This is a genomic window from Prauserella flavalba (assembly GCF_003202235.1).
GTDB classification, from domain to species: domain Bacteria; phylum Actinomycetota; class Actinomycetes; order Mycobacteriales; family Pseudonocardiaceae; genus Prauserella_A; species Prauserella_A flavalba.
Window position 1 is genome coordinate 39,696 of sequence record NZ_MASU01000007.1, and the last position, 17,957, is coordinate 57,652.

19 protein-coding genes are annotated in these 17,957 nt (G+C 72.2%); 10 read left to right on the plus strand and 9 right to left on the minus strand.

What is annotated here, in order from left to right; genetic code table 11:
• The first annotated feature begins 47 nt into the window (after positions 1–47).
• Positions 48–458 carry a pyridoxamine 5'-phosphate oxidase family protein gene (locus BA062_RS18660; protein WP_110338458.1) on the plus strand — a complete coding sequence of 137 codons (411 nt, stop codon included), beginning with the start codon at positions 48–50 and terminating at the stop codon, positions 456–458.
• A 76-nt stretch (positions 459–534) separates the two neighbouring features.
• Here the strand turns inward: BA062_RS18660 and ligD are convergent, their stop codons facing one another.
• Positions 535–1,551, minus strand: a complete 1,017-nt coding sequence (gene ligD, locus BA062_RS18665) for a non-homologous end-joining DNA ligase (protein ID WP_110338460.1) — start codon at positions 1,549–1,551, stop codon at positions 535–537.
• Positions 1,552–1,621: 70 nt separating this feature from the next.
• Here ligD and BA062_RS18670 point away from each other — a divergent pair, with 70 nt between their 5' ends.
• The 4 genes from BA062_RS18670 (at position 1,622) to msrB (ending at position 4,722) form a co-directional block, all read left to right on the plus strand.
• Entirely contained in the window at positions 1,622–2,275 is a 654-nt protein-coding gene (locus BA062_RS18670) for a TVP38/TMEM64 family protein (RefSeq protein ID WP_110338462.1), read from the plus strand.
• Between the two features lie 140 nt (positions 2,276–2,415).
• The gene (locus BA062_RS18675; RefSeq protein WP_110338464.1) at positions 2,416–3,951 is read left to right on the plus strand and encodes a serine/threonine-protein kinase; all 1,536 of its coding nucleotides are present in this window, start codon (positions 2,416–2,418) and stop codon (positions 3,949–3,951) included.
• 35 nt (positions 3,952–3,986) lie between these two features.
• Complete coding sequence (locus BA062_RS18680) at positions 3,987–4,286, plus strand: hypothetical protein (RefSeq protein ID WP_110338466.1); 300 nt, start codon at positions 3,987–3,989, stop codon at positions 4,284–4,286.
• Positions 4,287–4,296: 10 nt separating this feature from the next.
• Complete coding sequence (gene msrB / locus BA062_RS18685; RefSeq protein ID WP_110338468.1) at positions 4,297–4,722, plus strand: peptide-methionine (R)-S-oxide reductase MsrB; 426 nt, start codon at positions 4,297–4,299, stop codon at positions 4,720–4,722.
• 6 nt (positions 4,723–4,728) lie between these two features.
• On the opposite strand, the gene BA062_RS18690 is transcribed toward msrB, so the two are convergent.
• From BA062_RS18690 to hemE, 5 genes are read right to left on the minus strand one after another with little or no spacing between them, the layout of a single operon-like run.
• Positions 4,729–5,130, minus strand: a complete 402-nt coding sequence (locus BA062_RS18690) for a type II toxin-antitoxin system VapC family toxin (RefSeq protein ID WP_245959895.1) — start codon at positions 5,128–5,130, stop codon at positions 4,729–4,731.
• A complete protein-coding gene (locus BA062_RS18695) occupies positions 5,120–5,392 on the minus strand; it encodes a FitA-like ribbon-helix-helix domain-containing protein (protein WP_245959896.1) in 273 nt (90 codons plus the stop codon). Before BA062_RS18695 ends, BA062_RS18690 begins: the two co-directional genes overlap by 11 nt.
• Before the next feature lie 15 nt (positions 5,393–5,407).
• Positions 5,408–6,100 carry a hydrogen peroxide-dependent heme synthase gene (gene hemQ, locus BA062_RS18700; RefSeq protein ID WP_110338470.1) on the minus strand — a complete coding sequence of 231 codons (693 nt, stop codon included), beginning with the start codon at positions 6,098–6,100 and terminating at the stop codon, positions 5,408–5,410.
• 4 nt (positions 6,101–6,104) lie between these two features.
• Positions 6,105–7,508, minus strand: coding sequence for a protoporphyrinogen oxidase (hemG, locus tag BA062_RS18705; protein ID WP_110338472.1), 1,404 nt, complete (start codon positions 7,506–7,508; stop codon positions 6,105–6,107).
• A 7-nt stretch (positions 7,509–7,515) separates the two neighbouring features.
• Entirely contained in the window at positions 7,516–8,643 is a 1,128-nt protein-coding gene (hemE, locus tag BA062_RS18710) for a uroporphyrinogen decarboxylase (RefSeq protein WP_110338474.1), read from the minus strand.
• Positions 8,644–8,730: 87 nt separating this feature from the next.
• Between hemE and BA062_RS18715 the strand changes: the two genes are divergently transcribed.
• The 5 genes from BA062_RS18715 (at position 8,731) to BA062_RS18735 (ending at position 15,095) form a co-directional block, all read left to right on the plus strand.
• On the plus strand, positions 8,731–9,294 hold the full coding sequence (locus tag BA062_RS18715) for a DUF3000 domain-containing protein (RefSeq protein ID WP_168214017.1): 564 nt from the start codon (positions 8,731–8,733) through the stop codon (positions 9,292–9,294).
• A 358-nt stretch (positions 9,295–9,652) separates the two neighbouring features.
• Positions 9,653–10,369 carry a response regulator transcription factor gene (locus BA062_RS18720; protein WP_110338478.1) on the plus strand — a complete coding sequence of 239 codons (717 nt, stop codon included), beginning with the start codon at positions 9,653–9,655 and terminating at the stop codon, positions 10,367–10,369.
• Between the two features lie 66 nt (positions 10,370–10,435).
• A complete protein-coding gene (locus BA062_RS18725) occupies positions 10,436–11,677 on the plus strand; it encodes a ribonuclease D (RefSeq protein ID WP_110338480.1) in 1,242 nt (413 codons plus the stop codon).
• A 122-nt stretch (positions 11,678–11,799) separates the two neighbouring features.
• Positions 11,800–12,990 (plus strand): thiolase family protein, encoded by a 1,191-nt coding sequence (locus BA062_RS18730; protein WP_110339038.1) that lies wholly within the window; start codon positions 11,800–11,802, stop codon positions 12,988–12,990.
• The gene (locus BA062_RS18735) at positions 12,987–15,095 is read left to right on the plus strand and encodes a 3-hydroxyacyl-CoA dehydrogenase NAD-binding domain-containing protein (protein ID WP_110338482.1); all 2,109 of its coding nucleotides are present in this window, start codon (positions 12,987–12,989) and stop codon (positions 15,093–15,095) included. The genes BA062_RS18730 and BA062_RS18735 overlap by 4 nt, the downstream gene beginning before the upstream one ends.
• Before the next feature lie 89 nt (positions 15,096–15,184).
• Here the strand turns inward: BA062_RS18735 and BA062_RS18740 are convergent, their stop codons facing one another.
• From BA062_RS18740 to BA062_RS18750, 3 genes are read right to left on the minus strand one after another with little or no spacing between them, the layout of a single operon-like run.
• Positions 15,185–16,009, minus strand: coding sequence for an aldo/keto reductase (locus BA062_RS18740; RefSeq protein WP_110338484.1), 825 nt, complete (start codon positions 16,007–16,009; stop codon positions 15,185–15,187).
• A gap of 17 nt (positions 16,010–16,026) precedes the next feature.
• The gene (locus tag BA062_RS18745; RefSeq protein ID WP_110338486.1) at positions 16,027–17,163 is read right to left on the minus strand and encodes a sensor histidine kinase; all 1,137 of its coding nucleotides are present in this window, start codon (positions 17,161–17,163) and stop codon (positions 16,027–16,029) included.
• A complete protein-coding gene (locus BA062_RS18750) occupies positions 17,160–17,855 on the minus strand; it encodes a response regulator transcription factor (RefSeq protein WP_110338488.1) in 696 nt (231 codons plus the stop codon). The genes BA062_RS18745 and BA062_RS18750 overlap by 4 nt, the downstream gene beginning before the upstream one ends.
• Positions 17,856–17,957 lie beyond the last annotated feature (102 nt).

Consider the following 17,957-nt stretch of genomic DNA (forward strand, 5'->3'; position numbering starts at 1 on the left):
ACTTTGTGCCCTAGGGACGCCCGCGGGGCGGGCCGAATACTGCTCTGATGAGCGACGCCGACATCCGGCGCATCGACGAGCTGAGCACGTCAGCCGCCCTGCGGCTTCTCGGCACCGTGTCGTTCGGTCGGGTCGCCTTCACCCTCCACGCGCTGCCCGCGATCCGGCCCGCCACCCACGTGCTCGACGAGGGCGACGTGATCATCCGCAGCCACTCCGGCTCCGAGCTCAACTCCGCCGTGGGACAGATCGTGGCGTACGAGGCCGGGGTCATCAGCCCGGAGGACCACCTCGGCTGGAGCGTGAGCGTCACGGGCAAGGCCGAGCTGGTGAGCGGAAGCGCCGCCGAGCGCTGCGAGCTGCTGCTGCGGCCGTGGTCGGGCCTGCGGCCGGGGGCGCTCATCCGGATCCCTCCGGAGTTCGTGAGCGGCTACGCGCTGCGCAACGGCACCCCCTGAACGCCTCCCAAGGCCACCTTTGTTGCGTTGAACGCAACAAAGGTGGCCTTGGGGGCGGTCGGCACGGCGTGAGCGGTCACTCCGGGCGTGCCCTGCTGGGCTGGACGCGCCTCGGCTCCCCCGCCATCTTGGGGTGGTCCGGTGGGTAGGGCAGGTCGCCGAGGCCGTGGTCCCGCTGGTCACGCGCGTACCACTCGAGCAGTTCCCCGATCCCGAACGCCTCGCCGTCGATGCCCTCGTGCGGGTTGCCGCGCTCGGCGAGCAGGCCCGGCACGGTCAGCACGTCGAAGTCGTCCGGATCCGCCTCGGCCAGCTCCGCCCAGGTCAGCGGCATCGAGACGGTCGCGCGCGGTGTGCCGCGCACGGACCACGCCGAGGCGACCGTGCGGTCGCGTGCCGCCTGGTTGTAGTCCAGGAACACGCGGCCACCGCGCTCCTCCTTCCACCACGCGATCGTCGCCCGGTCCGGCGTGCGCCGCTCCACCTCCCTGCCGAGCGCGATCACCGCGTGCCGCACGTCGACGAAGTCCCAGTCCGGCCGGATGCGGACGAGCACGTGCACGCCACGCCCACCCGAGGTCTTCGGGTAGCCGGTGAGGCCGGCGTCGGCCAGCACCTCCCGCACCACGCCCGCGACGTGGACGGCGTCGGCGTACCCGGCGGTGTCCGGCGGGTCGACGTCGATGCGCAGCTCGTCGGGGTGGTCGGTGTCGGCGCTGCGCACCGGCCACGGGTGGAAGTCGAGGGTGCCGAGGTTCGCCGCCCACGCGAGCACGGCGGGCTCGGTGGGGCACACCTGGTCGGCCGTGCGGCCCGACGGGAACGTGACGCGCGCCGTCGCGACCCACTCCGGGGCGCCCTTCGGCAGGCGCTTGGCGTAGAAGGGCTCACCCGCGACGCCGTCGACGAAGCGTTTCAGCGTGGTCGGCCGGTCGCCGATGGCCAGCAGCAGCGGATCGGCCACCGCGAGGTAGTACTCCACGACCTGGCGCTTGGTGATGCCACGCTCGGGGAAATACACCTTGTCCGGATTGGACACCCGCACCGTGTGCGCGCCGACCTGGTACTCGACCGCTTCGCCGTGTCTGGCCACCCCCGCAGCCTAGCCGCGCGGGCGGTCCGCGGGTGTGCACTACCGTGAAGAGGTGGCAGGCAGAACCAAGATGATCATCGGACTCGTCCTGGTCGTGGTGTTCGTGGTGGCGGCGCTCACCCTGCCGGTCCCCAGCCCCGCCGAGCTGCGCGCGATGGCCGAGGACGCGGGCACCGCCGCGGTGGTGCTGTTCCTCCTGGCGTACGCGGCGTTCACCGTGATTCCCATACCGCGCACGGTGTTCAACCTGGCCGCGGGCCTGCTGCTGGGCGAGGTGGTGGGCATCGTGGTCGCGCTCACGGCCACCGTGATCTCGGGGCTGCTCGGTTTCCTGCTGGCCAGGGGCCTCGGCCGGGAGGCGGTGTCCCGGAACCTGCACCGCACACCTGTCCGCGCGGTCAACGACCGGCTCGCGGGCGGTGGCGTGCTCGCCGTCGCGTCGCTGCGGTTGATTCCCGTGATTCCCTTTGCGCCGTTCAGTTATTGCTGCGGCGTGTCCTCGATCCGGTTGCGCCCCTACCTGCTGGGCACCGCGCTGGGCAGTTTTCCCGGCACCGTCGCGGTCGTGGTGCTCGGGGACGCCCTCACCGGCACCACGCCGCCGCTTTTGCTTGCCTGCTATGTGGTCTTCGCCGGGCTGGGCGCGCTAGGGTTGCTGCGCGTCATCCGCACGACAGGACCGGCACAGCCGCATCCCGCGGAACCTGAACGCGCGCTGAACTGATCCGCCGCGCATCGGCGGTTCACGCGGGTCATCGAGTGGGCACCGCTACACTCGGTCGGGGCGCGAACCGGATCATCGCGCTGGGTCCATTCACGATCGCGAGAAGTAGCCGAGGAGTAGGCGTCATCGACACCGGTCAGTTGATCGCAGGCCACTATCGCCTCGTTGAGCACATCGGCAGCGGTGCCATGGGCATCGTCTGGCGGGCGATCGATGAGCGTTTGGAGCGTTCGGTCGCCGTCAAGCAGATCCTGACGCAGCCGGGGCTGAGCGAGTCCGAGCGGGCCGTCGTCCGCCAGCGCGCCATGCGCGAGGCGAAGAACGCCGCGCGTTTCCAGCACCCCAACGCGATCGTGGTGTTCGACATCGCCGAGCACGAGGGTGATCCGTGTCTCGTCATGGAGTACCTGCCCTCACAGAGCCTCTCCGCGATTCTGGCCGAGCGCGGCACGCTGCCGGTCGCCGAGGTGGCGAGGATCGGCGAGCAGGTGGCCGCGGCGCTGGTGGCGGCGCATCGTGCGGGGATCGTGCATCGGGACATCAAACCGGGCAACATCCTCATCGACGACAACGGCGTCGCCAAGATCATGGACTTCGGCATCTCGCGGGCCAGCGGCGACCTCACGCTCACCCAGACCGGCCTGATCGGCGGCACGCCCGCCTACCTGGCTCCCGAGCTCGCGCGGGGCGCCGACCCGAAGCCCGCCTCCGACGTCTTCTCGCTGGGCGCGACGCTGTACCACTCCATCGAGGGGCTGCCTCCCTACGGCGACAGCACCAACCAGCTCGCCCTGCTGTACGCCGCGGCCAGCGGCAAGCTCAACCCGCCGACCCGTTCCGGCCCGGCGACGGCCTTGCTCATGAGCCTGCTGCGGGCCGAGCCGGAGGAACGGCCCAGCATGGCCGAGGCGCGCGACCGGCTCGCCGCGCTCGCCGCGGGCGAGAGCAACGGCAAGGCCCTCGGCGCGACCCTGGTCTCTCCCCCGCTGGGCCTGGCGCAGCAGGGCGGTCCGAAGCCGGTGACGCCGGCTTCGGCGCCCGTCACGCCGCCGTGGCAGCGCAACCAGGCTCCCAGCGGCCCGCCGCGCAACCCGACCACGGCGGGCACCCCGGTGCCCCCGCCACGCGAGCCCGCGGGCACCGGCTCGAGACGCAGGCCGCTCGTGTTCGGGGCGATCGGTGCGGCAGTGCTCGTCATCGCGGCGGTACTGGCCATCGTGCTCACGTCGAGCGGCAACGACGAGACACCCAACGCAGGCGGCAACGGCGAGACCCGGAACCCGCAGACCTCCACGCGGAGCTCGCCCAGTTCCCCGACCTCCCCGTCGCAGGCCGCGCACACCGGTGGCCCGGTGCAGTGGGGTGCGGCGGGCCAGGTCATCGAAGCCTTCTACAGCAACCCCGCGGGCTCCTGGAACCGGCTCACGCCGGCGGGCAAGGCCGCCTACGACAACGACCCCGAAGAGTTCGCCGAGTACTGGGAGGAGAACACGGTCTCCTCGTTCCGCGGCATCAGCGCGTACAAGCGAGCGAACAACCCCGACGGTTCGGTCGACATGCAGCTCACCGTCGACATCGGCAATGGGCCGCAGGTCATGACGATGCGCGTGATCGACTCCGGCGGCACCCTGCTGATCGACGGCAACACTCGGCCGGACAACAGCTCCTCGGGCTGATGGGCTTCCGGCCCCGCGTGCCTTACCGTGGAGCCATGCCCGATGACCAGGCCTCCCGGCACAGCTCGCGTTTCGACGACGAGCTCATCGGCCTGGACCCGGACGACCCCGAGGCCCAGGCCTTCGCCGCCCACCTCGACCGCATGGAGCACTGCGAGCCCGCGTTCACGATCGAGGGCTCGCTGCGCGGCGTGTCCGAGTTCGCCGAGGGCAGCAACCGCGCGGGCGGCCTGCGCTGGCTGGTCGCCGTGCTGGTGGTGTGCCTGATCCTGGTGGGTGTGCTCGTCACCGCGTGGGACACGCTGGGCAACCTGCTGGACTGGCTCGCCAGGTAGCCTGGAAGGCATGGAACACGCCGCCGGAACCTCCCCTCGCGTCCAGAAGACCGACCAGGAATGGCGCGCCCAGCTGAGCCCCGAGGAGTACGCGGTGCTCCGCCAGGCGGCCACGGAGCGGCCCTTCACCGGCGAGTACACCGACACCACGACCACGGGCGTCTACGAGTGCCGCGCGTGCGGCGCCGAACTGTTCCGCAGCGACACGAAGTTCGAGAGCCACTGCGGCTGGCCGTCGTTCTACGACCCGGCCGACACCGACGCCGTGATCCTGCGCGAGGACCGGTCGCTGGGCATGGTGCGCGTGGAGGTGCTGTGCGCGACGTGCCACAGCCACCTCGGCCACGTCTTCGAGGGCGAGGGTTACGGCACGCCCACCGACCAGCGCTACTGCATCAACTCGATCGCCCTGCGCCTGGTGCCCGCCGAGGCGTAGCCCGGCTCAGACCACCTCGACCGCGCACGGCAGGCCGTGGGCGCGCGCGAGCCGGGCGTCGGCCGTGAGCAGGGGCAGTTCGAGCCGTGCGGCCAGTGCGACGTAGAGCGCGTCGTAGAAGCGGATCCGGTCTCGTAGCTCCCAGGCGGCGCGGGCGAGTGGTCCCGCATGCGGGTAGCGGGCGTCGAGCAGGGCGTCCAGCGACCAGAGTGCCGCGGCCGCGACCTCCTCGCCGAGCGCCCCGTGCAGGGCCCTTCGCCGGACGACGTCGCCCACCTCCGCGTCGAGCAGATGCGGTGCGTGCAGTTCAGCGACGCTCAACCTCTCGGCCAGCAGCTGTGCCGTCGCGTCGGCTCCGGTCAGCGCCTTCACCATCGCCGACGCGTCGACCACCAGCTCATCGGCCACGGGCGGCGGATTCCTCGCCCGGCCAGGGACCGCGGATCGCGTCGAGGTCGGCGAGGACGCTCTCGGTGGTCACCCCGGTCCCCGTGTCGGTGGCCAGCGCGGAGCGGGCCGCGTCGAACGCGGCCTTCTTCTTCGCGCGCCGGGCGAGCACCGAGGCCTGCTCCTGCATGTAGGCCTGCAGCGACTTGCCCTCGGCCTCCGCGGCCTCCCGCAACGCCTGGTAGTCCTCGTCCCGGACGTTGCGGATCTGGATCGTCGCCATAGCGCTAGTTTAGCGCTATGGCAGGTTGCGGACGAGCTCGCCGGGCTCGACGCGCGTGCCCGTGTAGAACGGGATCTCCTCCCGTACGTGCCGGCGCGCCTCGGTGCCGCGCAGGTGCCGCATCAGGTCGACGATCCGGTGCAGCTCGTCGGCCTCGAACGCCAGGATCCACTCGTAGTCGCCGAGCGCGAACGACGCGACCGTGTTGGCCCGCACGTCCGGGTAGCCACGCGCCTCCTTGCCGTGGTCGGCGAGCATCTTGCGCCGCTCCTCGTCGGGCAGCAGGTACCACTCGTAGGAGCGGACGAACGGGTACACGCACACGTACTTGCGTGCCTCTTCGCCCGCCAGGAACGCCGGGATGTGGCTCTTGTTGAACTCGGCGGGCCGATGCAGCGCCACCTGGCTCCACACCGGCGAGGAGACCCGGCCGAGCGGGGTGCGGCGGAAGCCGGTGTAGGCGGCCTGGACCTGCTCGATCTCCTCGGCGTGCCACCAGATCATGTAGTCGGCGTCGGCCCGCAGGCCCGCGACGTCGTACACCCCGCGCACGACCACGCCCTTGCCCTCGAGCGCGTCGAGGTAGGCGGTGGTCTCCTGCGCGGAGGGGCCCCGGTCCTCGGGCAGCCTGCCCGCGTCGACCTTGAAGACCGACCAGGCGGTGTAGCGGATGGTGTCGTTGAGTTCTTGGTAGTTCAGGCGCGCCATGCCCCTAGTTTCCCACCAGGCGCCGGACGGCGGCGTCCGCGGTGGCGATACAGGCGGGCACGCCAACGCCGTGCAGCGCGGCGCCCGCCACCGCGAGGCCCGGCAGGTCCGCCACCGCGCGTTCGACGCGGGCGACCCGGTCGAGATGGCCGACCCCGTACTGCGGCAGCCCGCCGCCCCACCGCTGCACGACCGCGTCGACGGGTTCGGCGGTGACCCCGGTCAGCTCGGCGAGGTCGTCCCGCACCAGCCGCAGGAGCTCCTCGTCGGTCGCGCGCAGGCGCTCGGTCTCGCCGAAGCGGCCCACCGAGCCCCGGATGAGCACCGGAGCGCCCTCGACCGCGTGGTGCGGCCACTTCCGGGCGGAGAAGGTGAACGCCTTGGCCGCGAACGGCGTGCCGTCCGCGCGGCGTTCCCGCTCGCCGATGAGCAGCCCGGACGCGGGCGGCAGCTCCGTTCCCGGCGGCAGCGCGAGGCCCACCACCGCCATCGAGGCCAGTTCGATCCCGGCGAGCGCGTCCGCCGCGGCGGGCGCGACGTCGGCGAGGAGCCTGCTCGCGGCGGGCGCGGGCACGGCCAGCACCACGGCGTCGGCGTCCAGCTCCGCGTCGGCGGGTGCGTGAGCCGCCGCGGCGGCGCCGAGCGTGAGCCGCCAGCCGCCCTCCGGCAGGCGGCGCAGCGCCCGCACGGGAACACCGAGCCGGACGTCGGCGGCGGCCTCCTTGGCTAGGCGGTCGACGAGCGTGCCGAGCCCGCCGGTGAGCGTGGCGAACACGGGTGCCGTGCTCGGGTTGGCAGGCAGCTGGGACGCGGCGGCCTCGGTGAGCGACGTGGCTCCCGCGTCGACGGCGGCCGCGAGCGCCGGCATGGTCGCCCGCAGACCCAGCCCGTCGGCTCCCCCTGCGTAGACACCGCCGAGCAGCGGGTCCACGAGCCGGTCCACCAGCTCGTCGCCGAAGCGCTCCCGCAGCAGCCGGCCGAGCGGCACGTCGCCGTCCGGCAGCGTGAGCCCCGGCAGGCGTGACTCCGCCTCGACACGCCCACTGCCCTCCTCCGACAGCACGCCGGCCACGGCGTCGCCGCGCGCGGGCACCCCCATGAGCGTGCCGCGCGGCAGCGGCAGGGTTCTGCCCCCGGCCCGCACGGTGGCCGAGGCGGCCGCCGGATGGTTCAGCTCGTCGGCCAGGCCCGCCTCGCGGACCAGCGCGAGCCCCTCGGGCCTGCGCGCGAGGAACGCCTCGGCGCCGACGTCGAACGGGTGGCCCGCCAGCTCCACCGTGCGGAGCTTGCCGCCGAGCACGGACGCCGCCTCGCACACGGTGATCGTGGCGGTGTCGCCGAGCCGCCGGCGCAGCCGGTAGGCGGCGGTCAGCCCGGAGATCCCTCCCCCGACGACGACGACCCTCACGCTGTCCTCACAGGCTGTGCACCAGCTCCACGACGCGCGTGAGCACCTCGGGGTCGGTGTCGGGCAGCACGCCGTGACCCAGGTTGAAGATGTGCCCGCCCGCGGCGCGCCCCTCGGCGACGATGCGCCGGACCTCGGCCTCGATCACCGGCCACGACGACATGAGCAGCGCGGGGTCGAGGTTGCCCTGCACCACGGGCGCGGGCCCGCCGGGTACCGCGAGCCTGCGGACGGCCTCGTCGAGCGGCACCCGCCAGTCGACACCGACCACGTCGGCGCCCGCGTCGCGCATCGCCGTGAGCAGCTCGCCGGTGCCGACGCCGAAGTGGATGCGGGGCACGCCGTACTCCCCGACACCCGCGAGCACCTTCGCCGAGTGCGGCAGCACGAACTCTCGGTAGTCCTTCGGCGAGAGCGCGCCCGCCCACGAGTCGAACAGCTGGATCGCGTCGACCCCGGCGTCGAGCTGAGCCGTCAGGAAGGCGAGCGTGATGTCGGCGAGCCTGCCGGCCAGCTCGTGCCACAGGCGCGGCTCGGCGTGCATGAGCGCCTTGGTGTGCTCGTGGTTGCGGCTGGGCCCGCCCTCGATGAGGTAGGACGCGAGCGTGAAGGGCGCCCCGGCGAACCCGATCAGCGGGGTGTCGCCGAGCCGCTCCAGCAGTAGCCCGATCCCGTCGGTGACGGGCGAGACCTGGGCGGGGTCGAGCGAGGGCAGCGCCGCGACGGCCTCCGCGGTGCGCACCGGCGCGGCCACCACCGGACCCGTGCCGGGCACGATGTCGATCTCCATCCCAGCGGCGTGCAGCGGCACCACGATGTCACTGAAGAGGATCGCGGCGTCGACGCCGTGCCTGCGCACCGGCTGGAGGGTGATCTCGGCGAGCATCTCCGGATCGGCACACGCCCGCAGCATGGACACGCCCTCGCGCAGGGCGCGGTATTCGGGCAGCGACCGGCCCGCCTGGCGCATGAACCACACGGGCACCCGCGAGGGGCGGCCGCCGCGCGCCGCGACGAGCAGCGGGGCGTCGGCGAGATCCCGGCGCGCCGAGCGCGCGTTCCCGCGCGAGACCGGAGGGCACGCTGGGGGCGACGGAGGCGACGGAGGTGAGGGAGGCGAGGAAGGCACTGTCATCATCGTTATCGTGCCATGACCTGATAGAGAGCCGGTTGTCGGCGCGTCCTGGCCCGGCCCCGGCGGGGCGCGCTCTACAGTCGGGCGGTGACCGCCATGACGCAGGCGCCGGAGGAGTTCCGAGACGCCGTCGCAGCGCTGCAATCGGTGCGTCCCCGGCCGGAGGTGAGCCTCGAGCCGATCAGGGCGCCGCAGCGGCTCGCGCCGTGGTCCTACGCGCTGGGCTGCGAGACCACCGGGCCCGGTGACGTGCTGGCGTCGGGGCGGCTCGTCCTGCTGCACGATCCCGAGGGCCAGGAGGCCTGGGACGGCGTCTTCCGGCTTGTCGTGTACGTGCGGGCGGGGCTGGACCGGGAGCTGGCCACCGACCCGTTCCTGCCCGCGGTCGGCTGGTCGTGGCTCACCGACGCGCTGGAGTCCTCGGGAGCCTCCTGGACGGCGCTGGGCGGCACGGTCACCGAGACGTCCTCGGCGCGCTTCGGCGACATCGCGGGCCCCTCGCGGACCGACGATCTGGAGCTGCGGGCGTCGTGGACGCCGACGAGCGCGGAGCTGCGCCCGCACGGCGAGGCGTTCTGTCAGCTCGTCGCGAGCTACGCCGGCCTTCCTCCAGTCGGAGTAACGCTGTTCGAACAGCGCCAGACGTCGTAGCGCGACCCCCGGCCGGGGTTCGTTCCGGCCTCCCGCGATACTTCCTGTCGCACCGCCGGCCCCGCGAAGGGCGTGCACGCGACGTCTGCACGAGCCGTTTGACCTCCGCAAACCTAGTACATCGCCGACGGAGCGCGCTTCGTTAACCACTCGCCGTGTATTGACCCGAACGTGCTACAGCGGCGGCGGCGAGTAACTACCCGATCGGGATAGATACCCGTTCGATCCCCCCACTGACCCACTCGGGCGGCTAGAGTGCATCCGACGACACCACTTTCGGTCTAAAGCTGGCGCGGCTGATTGGCCGAAAGTCCCGGTGCCGGTCGGGGGGCACGACCGACTCCAGGGAGGTAGTGACGTGGCTGCCGTCGGCTTTTCGCAGGCCGTTCGTTCCACGCCAGCCGGTGCCTTGCCGGCGAGCATGGTTCCGCATCCGCGGGAAGAGTTGTTTTCCGTGCTGGTGGTCGATGACCACCCACTGTTGAGGGAGGCGATTGCCGCACGACTGGCGCAGATGGGCGCTGGAACGGTGCACGAGGCCGCGACGGTGGCCGAGGCGAGGGCGAGGGCGGCGGCCACCGGGCCGTGCGACCTGGCGATCCTCGATCTCGGACTGCCGGACGGCAGCGGCATCGAACTGGTCACCGAGCTCCGCAGCAATGGCTGGCCCAGGGTTGTGGTGCTCGCCTCGTCGGACGACCCCTACGCGGTCCGTTCGGCGTTCCAGGCGGGGGCACAGGCCTACCTGCTGAAGTCCGCGTCGCCCGTGGTGGTCACCGACGGCGTGCGCAGGGTTCTCGAGGGCGGCGTCTACGCCGACCCGAGCGTGGCCCCTGTGCTGGCCACCGGCACCAGGGTCGCGGGCACCGACAACACCCCGCGTGAGCTGTCGGCGCGCGAGGTCGAGGTGCTCCAGCTGGTCGCGGACGGCCAGTCCAACAAGGAGATCGGTGAGGAGCTGAGCCTCTCCGCGCTCACGGTGAAGTCGCACCTGTCGCGGATCGGGCGCAAGCTCGGCACCGGCGACCGGGCACAGATGGTGGCGCTGGCCATGCGGGCCGGCGTCATCCGCTAGGCGCAGGGCGTCCCTACGGGACGGGCGAACCAGGCGCGGTGAGCTCGTCCCGTAGGGTTCATTCTTGTGGAAAACGCAGATCACGCCTCCGAGGTGCCGGAGGAGTCTGCGCCCATACCGCTGACGGAACCGGCCGGGGGCACGCCTCCGGTCATTTCCGACGTCGCCGCGCTGCGTGAGGCGTGCGACCTCCTGGCTGCCGGCAGCGGCTCGATCGCCGTCGACACCGAGCGGGCCTCCGGGTACCGGTACTGGCCCAAGGCCTACCTGGTGCAGGTGCGACGCGAGGGCGCCGGCACCTTCCTCATCGATCCCATCCCGCTGCGGGACGAGCTCAAGCCGCTGGCCGAGGTGCTCAGCGGTGCCGAATGGGTGCTGCACGCCGCCTCCCAGGACCTGCCGTGCCTCGCCGAGCTGGACCTGCGCCCGCCGTCGCTGTTCGATACCGAGCTGGCCGGCAGGCTCGCCGGCTACGAGCGCGTCGCGCTGGGCACGCTGGTCGAGATGCTGCTCGGCTACCAGCTGGAGAAGGGCCACAGCGCCGCCGACTGGTCGAAGCGGCCGCTGCCCACCGACTGGCTCAACTACGCCGCCCTCGACGTCGAGCTGCTCGTGCCGCTGCGGGACAAGCTGGAGGCCGAGCTGTCCGCGCAGGGCAAGCTCGACTGGGCCCGCCAGGAGTTCGAGGCCGTCCGCACCGCACCTCCGCCCGCGCCGAGGGCCGAGCCGTGGCGGCGGACCTCCGGCATTCACAAGATCCGCACGGCCAAAGGCCTCGCCGCCGTGCGCGCGCTGTGGGAGGCGCGTGACGAGCAGGCCCGCAAGCGCGACCGCGCGCCGAGCCGGGTACTGCCGGACAGCGCGATCATCAACGCCGTCCTCGCCGACCCGCGCACGAGTGCGGACCTGCAGGCGCTGCCCGTGTTCGGCGGGCGGGTGCAGCGGCGCTACACCAACAACTGGCTGCGGCACCTCCAGGCGGCACGGATGCTGCCCGCCTCGGAGCTGCCGAGCCCGTCGGTGTCCAACGACGGCCCTCCCCCGCCCAACCGGTGGGCCGACAAGGACCCGGACGCGGCCGCCCGGCTCGCGGCGGCACGGGCCGCGCTGACGAGCCTCGCCGAGCACCACCGGTTGCCGGTGGAGAACCTGCTGCTGCCCGACCTGCTGCGGCGGACGTGCTGGCGGCCACCGGAGGACCGCTCTCCGGAGGGCGTCGCGCAGGTGCTGCGCGAAAACGGTGCCCGCCCGTGGCAGGTGGAACTGACCGCCGCCGAGATCAGCAAGGCGTTGCACGCCACCGCCTGACCAGTGGCTGTGAGCCACTCGACAGGGGAACCACCCTGGTTACCGGGCGGTAACCAGGGTTAGGGTGCGGCTATCCGAGTTACCTCGATCTTCCGCACCAAGGAGCATCCGTGGCCGCATCCGTGCGCACCGTGGCCTTCGTCGAAGGGGTCCGAACCCCCTTCGGCAAGGCAGGCGACAAGGGCGTCTACGCCCACACGCGGGCCGACGACCTCGTCGTCAAGGTCATCCGCGAACTGCTGCGGCGGCACCCCGAGCTGCCGCCAGAGCGCGTCGACGAGGTCGCGATCGCCGCGACCACGCAGATCGGCGACCAGGGCCTGACGATCGGCCGCACCGCCGCCCTGCTGGCCGGGCTGCCCAAGTCCGTGCCGGGCTTCGCGATCGACCGCATGTGCGCCGGTGCGATGACCGCCGTGACCACCACCGCGAGCGGCATCGGCTTCGGCGCCTACGACGTCGCGATCGCCGGCGGCGTCGAGCACATGGGCAGGCACCCGATGGGCGAGGGCGTGGACCCGAACCCCCGGTTTCTCGCCGACAAGCTCGTCGACCCTTCCGCGCTGGTGATGGGCCAGACCGCCGAGAACGTGCACGACCGCTTCCCCGCGATCACCAGGGAGCGCTGCGACGCCTACGCCGTGCGCAGCCAGGAGCGCTTCGCCGACGCGGTGAAGACCGGCAGGATCGGTCCCGACCTGGTGCCCGTCGCGACGCGGCACCCCGAGCTGGGCTGGGGCCTGGTGACCGAGGACGAGCCGCCCCGCCCCGGTACGACGATGGAGGGCCTCGCCGGGCTGAAGACGCCGTTCCGCCCGCACGGCAGGGTCACCGCGGGCAACGCGGCGGGCCTCAACGACGGCGCCACCGGCGCGCTGCTCGCGGAGGAGTCGATCGCCCGCGAGCTGGGCCTGCCCGTCGGCATGCGGCTGGTCGGCTACGCCTTCGCCGGGGTCGAGCCCGAGGTCATGGGCGTCGGGCCGGTGCCGGCGACCGAGAAGGCGCTCGCCAGGGCGGGCCTGTCGATCGGCGACATCGGGCTGTTCGAGATCAACGAGGCGTTCGCCGTGCAGGTGCTCGCGTTCCTCGACCACTTCGGCATCTCCGAGGACGACCCGCGGGTCAACCAGTGGGGCGGTGCGATCGCGTGCGGTCACCCGCTGGCGTCGTCGGGGGTGCGGCTCATGACGCAGCTCTCGCGCCAGTTCGCCGAGCGGCCCGACGTCCGGTACGGGCTCACGACGATGTGCATCGGCATCGGCATGGGCGGCACCGTCATCTGGGAGAACCCGAACTGGGAGGGGACCAAGTGATTACCCAGGAGCAGGCCGAGCTCGCCTTTCCCGACGAGGTGGTCACGCATGCGGTGACCCGGCTGGTGCCCGTGCCGGGGCTGGCGGCGCCGGTCGCGCTGATCACGATCGACAACGGGCACGACCACACCCGGCCCTCGACGTTCGGGCCGCAGGGCCTGGTGAGCCTGAACGCCGCGCTGGACGAGGCGATCGCCGCCGAGCCCGCCGCGATCGCGGTCACCGGCAAGCCGTTCGTGTTCGCCGTCGGCGCCGACCTCTCGGGCATCGAACGGGTCGCCGACCCGGAGGTGGCCCGGCTGATCGCCCAGGCGGGGCACGACGTGTTCCGCCGGTTCACCGAGTCGAGGATCCCGACGTTCGCGTTCGTCAACGGCGCGGCGATGGGCGGCGGCCTGGAGCTCGCGCTGTCGTGCCACTACCGCACGCTGTCCGACAACGCCGCCGCGCTGTCGCTACCGGAGGTGTTTCTCGGCCTTTTCCCCGGCTGGGGCGGTACGCAGCTGCTGCCGAACCTGATCGGCGCCGACGCCGCCGTGACGGTGCTGATCGAGAACGCGCTCAACCAGAACCGGATGCTCAAGCCGGCGGAGGCGGCGAAGCTCGGCATCGCCGACCAGCTGCTCGGCTCTGCCGACTTCCTGGAGCAGTCGCTGCTGTGGCTGGCGAAGGTGGTGCGCGGCGAGGTCACGCCCACGCGGCCGGCGATCGACCGCGGCGAGGCGTGGGACGCCGCGCTGGCGCGCGCGAAGTCCCTTGTGGACGGTAAGACGAAGGGCGCCTCGGCCGGCGCCGCCAAGGCGCTGGAGCTGTTGGAGCTGGCCCGCACGGCGGATCTCGACACCGGGTTCGCCGCGGAGACCGACGCACTCGCCGAGCTGCTGCTGACCGACCCGCTGCGCGCGGGGCTGTACTCGTTCAACCTCGTGAACAAGCGCGCGAAGCGGCCCGCGGGCGCGCCGGACAAGTCGCTGGCACGGCCGGTGAACAAGGTCGGCATCGTCGGCGCGGGACTGATGGCGAGCCAGCTGGCGCTGCTGTTCGTGCGCAGGCTCAAGGTTCCCGTGGTGCTCACCGACATCGACCAGGAACGGGTCGACAAGGGAGTGTCCTCTGTGCACGACGAGATCGGCAAGCTGCTGGCGAAGAAGCGGATCTCGCCGGACGAGGCGAACCGGCTGACTGCGCTGGTGTCCGGTTCGCTGGACAAGGCGGCGTTCGCCGACGCGGACTTCGTGATCGAGGCCGTGTTCGAGGAGCTGGGCGTCAAGCGGACCGTGTTCGCCGAGGTGGAGGAGCACGTCGGCCCCGAGGCGATCCTCGCGACCAACACCTCGTCGCTGTCGGTCACCGCGATGGCGGCCGAGCTGAAGCAACCCGAGCGCGTGGTCGGGTTCCACTTCTTCAACCCGGTGGCCGTGCTGCCGCTGCTGGAGATCGTGCGCGGCGAGCGCACCGACGACGCCGCGCTGGCGACCGCGTTCGCCGTGGGCAAGCAGCTGAAGAAGTCGAGCGTGCTGGTGAAGGACGCGCCGGCGTTCGTGGTGAACCGGTTGCTCACCCGCTTCCTCGGCGAGGTGCTGGCCGCGGTGGACGAGGGCACGCCGTTCGAGGTCGCCGACTCCGCGCTCGACCCGCTCGGCCTGCCGATGTCACCGCTGACGCTCCTGCAGCTCGTCGGCCCGCCGGTGGCGCTGCACGTGGCGAAGACCATGCACGGCGCGTTCCCCGGCCGGTTCGGGGTGAGCGAGAACCTCGAGCGGTTCGTGAAGGCGGGCAAGTCGGCCGTGTGGCGGTGGGACTCCTCGGGCAACCGGACCGTCGACCCCGAAGTCGCCGCGCTCTGGCAGCGGGGCGACGCGCCGTCCACGGCCGAGCAGGTGCGCGAGCGGGCGCTCGGCGCGCTTGCCGAGGAGGTGCGGATCATGCTCGACGAGGGCGTGGTCGCGGAAGCCCAGGACATCGACCTGTGCCTGATCCTCGGCGCGGGCTGGCCGTTCTGGCTGGGCGGCATCACGCCCTACCTGGACCGCACGGGCGTCTCGGAGCGGGTGAACGGCAAGCCGTTCCTGGCCCCGGGCGTCGCCTCGGTCCCCGCCTCCTGAGCCTCTGAAACGGCCCCCAAGGCCACCTTTGCTGCGCTCAACGCAACAAAGGTGGCCTTGGGGGCCGAAACGTATAGGGCGTTATACGGTTAGCTGAGGGTGTCGGGGTGCGGGCCAAGGCGGTCGCCGGCCTCCAGCGTCGCGAAGCCGGCGACGTCCTGCTCGTCGAACTCGAAGTCGAAGACGTCGATGTTCTGCTCGATGCGCTCCGGCGTCACCGACTTCGGGATCGCGATGTGCCCGAGTTCGAGGTGCCAGCGCAGCACCACCTGCGCCGGGGTCTTGCCGTGCTTGCGCGCGACCGTGGAGATCACCTCGTTGCCGGAGAGCCGTTCGCCACCCCGCGCGATAGGGCTCCACGCCTCGGTCGCGATCCCGTGCTCCTCGTGGAACGCCCGCAGCTCCGGCTGCTGCAGCCACGGGTGCAGCTCGATCTGGTTCACCGCCGGGACGACGCCGGTCTCGTCGATGAGCCTTCGCAGGTGCGGCACCTGGAAGTTGGAGACGCCGATCGCGCGGGCCCGGCCGTCGGAGGCGATCTTCTCCAGCGCCCGCCACGTGTCGACGTAGCGATCCCGGCTCGGCACCGGCCAGTGGATGAGGTACAGGTCGACGTAGTCGAGCCCGAGCTCGCCCAGACTGCCCTCTAACGCGCGCAGCGCCTCGTCGTAGCCGTGCTCGGTGTTCCACAGCTTCGTGGTGACGAACACGTCCCGGCGCGGCAGCCCGGACTCCCGCACGGCCTGGCCCACCCCGCGCTCGTTGCGGTACAGCGTCGCCGTGTCGATGCTGCGGTACCCGGCCTCGAACGCCGTGTGCACCGCGCTCGCGACGTCGGAGTCCGGGATCTTGTAGACCCCGAATCCGAGCTGGGGAATGCGGACGCCGTTGTTGAGCTCGACTTCGGAAACCATGCCCCGACCGTAACCCGCTACGGTGACGCGGGCAGGTGGACGGTGACGGAGAGCCCACCGCCGACCACCGGCTCGGCGCTGACCGCGCCGCCGTGTGCCTGCACGGCGGCGCGCACGATCGAGAGCCCGAGACCGGCGCCCGACCGCGCGGTGCGCGCGACCCCCGCCCTGCGGAACGGCTCGAACAGCTCGCCGACGGTCGCGGGGTCGATCAGCGGTCCCGACGAGCGGACCCGCAGCGTCACCCGCCGTGGCCCCTGCTCGGTGGCGACCTCCAGCCACCCGCCGTCGACGTTGTGCCGCACGGCGTTCTCCAGCAGGTTGCCCGCCACCCTCTCCAGCAGTGCGGCGTCGCCGGTCGTGACGGCGGGCGCGAGGTTGAACTCCGCCCGCAGGCCCCGCCCCTCGGCTTCGCTGCGCACGGCCCGCCACGCCGTGTCGGCCACCGCGGCCAGGTCCACCGGCTCGGTGAGCACCAGCCCCGCGCCGTCGGTGCGCGCGAGCAGCAGCAGCGAGCCGACGAGCTGCTCCGCGCGTTCGGTGGCGTCGCGCACGACCCCGGCCATGCGCCGCAGCTCGGCCTCGTCGGCGTGCTCGTCGGACAGTGTGACGTCCAGCTCGGTGCGGATCACCGACAGCGGGGTGCGCAGCTCGTGGCTCGCGTTGGCGACGAAGTGGCGCTGCGCCTCGAACGCGGCCTGGAGCCGGTCGAGCATCGCGTCGAACGTGTGGGCCAGCTCGGCCAGCTCGTCGCGAGTGGACAGTTCGCCGATGCGCTCCCCCATCGACTCCACCGAGAGGCGCGTCGCGGTGTCGGTGATCTCCCGCAGCGGCCGCAGCACCCGCGAGGTGAACGTCCACGCGAGGATCCCCGCGGCGGCCACCACGAAGCAGAACGCGACCGCCCCTGCGATCAGCACGCGTTCCCGCGCGTGCTCTCTGAGGTGGTCGGCCAGCAGCGACGCCTCGATGTCGGCGCCGTCGACCCGGACGATCGTGCCGGGCGGCAGCTGCGGCACCGCGGCGACGGCGTCACCGACGAGCGTCCACGCGAGCCACAGCAGGACGAGGCTCACGACCGCGGCGAGCACGGTGGCGAGCACGGTGATACGGGCGCGCAGGCTGCGCACCGGGAGTCCCGTACGGCGGATCACTCCGCGAGCGAACCAGACTCCGCACTCGAGCCCGCGCCCGGCACCCGGTAACCGGAGCCGACGACCGTGTCGATGATGCCCGGCTCCCCCAGCTTCTTGCGCAGCGTCATCACCGTGACGCGCACCGTGGTGGTGAAGGGGTCGGCGTTCTCGTCCCACACGCGTTCGAGGAGGTCCTCGCTGCTGACCACGGCGCCGCCCGCGGAGAGCAGGACCTCCAGCACGCCGAACTCCTTGCGCGTCAGCTCCACCAGCTCGCCGCCCCTGCGCACGGTGCGCCGCGAGGGGTCGAGCTCGACGTCACCCGCGGTGAGTACCGGCGGCGTGGCCGGGGTGGCCCGCCTGCCCAGTGCGCGCACGCGCGCCACCAGCTCGGGGAACGCGAAGGGCTTCGCGAGGTAGTCGTCCGCGCCCAGCGACAGGCCCTCGACCCGGTCGGACACCGCGCCGCTGGCGGTGAGCATGAGCACCCGGGTGAGCTCCCCCGACGTGACGATCTCCTTGCACAGGTCGTCACCCGACATGCCGGGCAGGTCCCGGTCGAGCAGCACGACGTCGTACCGCGTGATGGTCGCCTTCTCGTGGCCCTCGTCCCCCGTGAAGGCGACGTCGACGGCCATGCCCTCCCGGCGCAGGCCGCGCGCGATCGCCTCGGCGAGCGGCGCCTCGTCCTCAACTACCAATACCCGCACGTCAACACCGTGTCATAGATTTCTGAGAGCTTCCTGTGTGAAGACCCGGTTGGAATTCTAGGGATGGCGAGCCAGGTGCACCCAGCTGCAGTGAAGGCCACC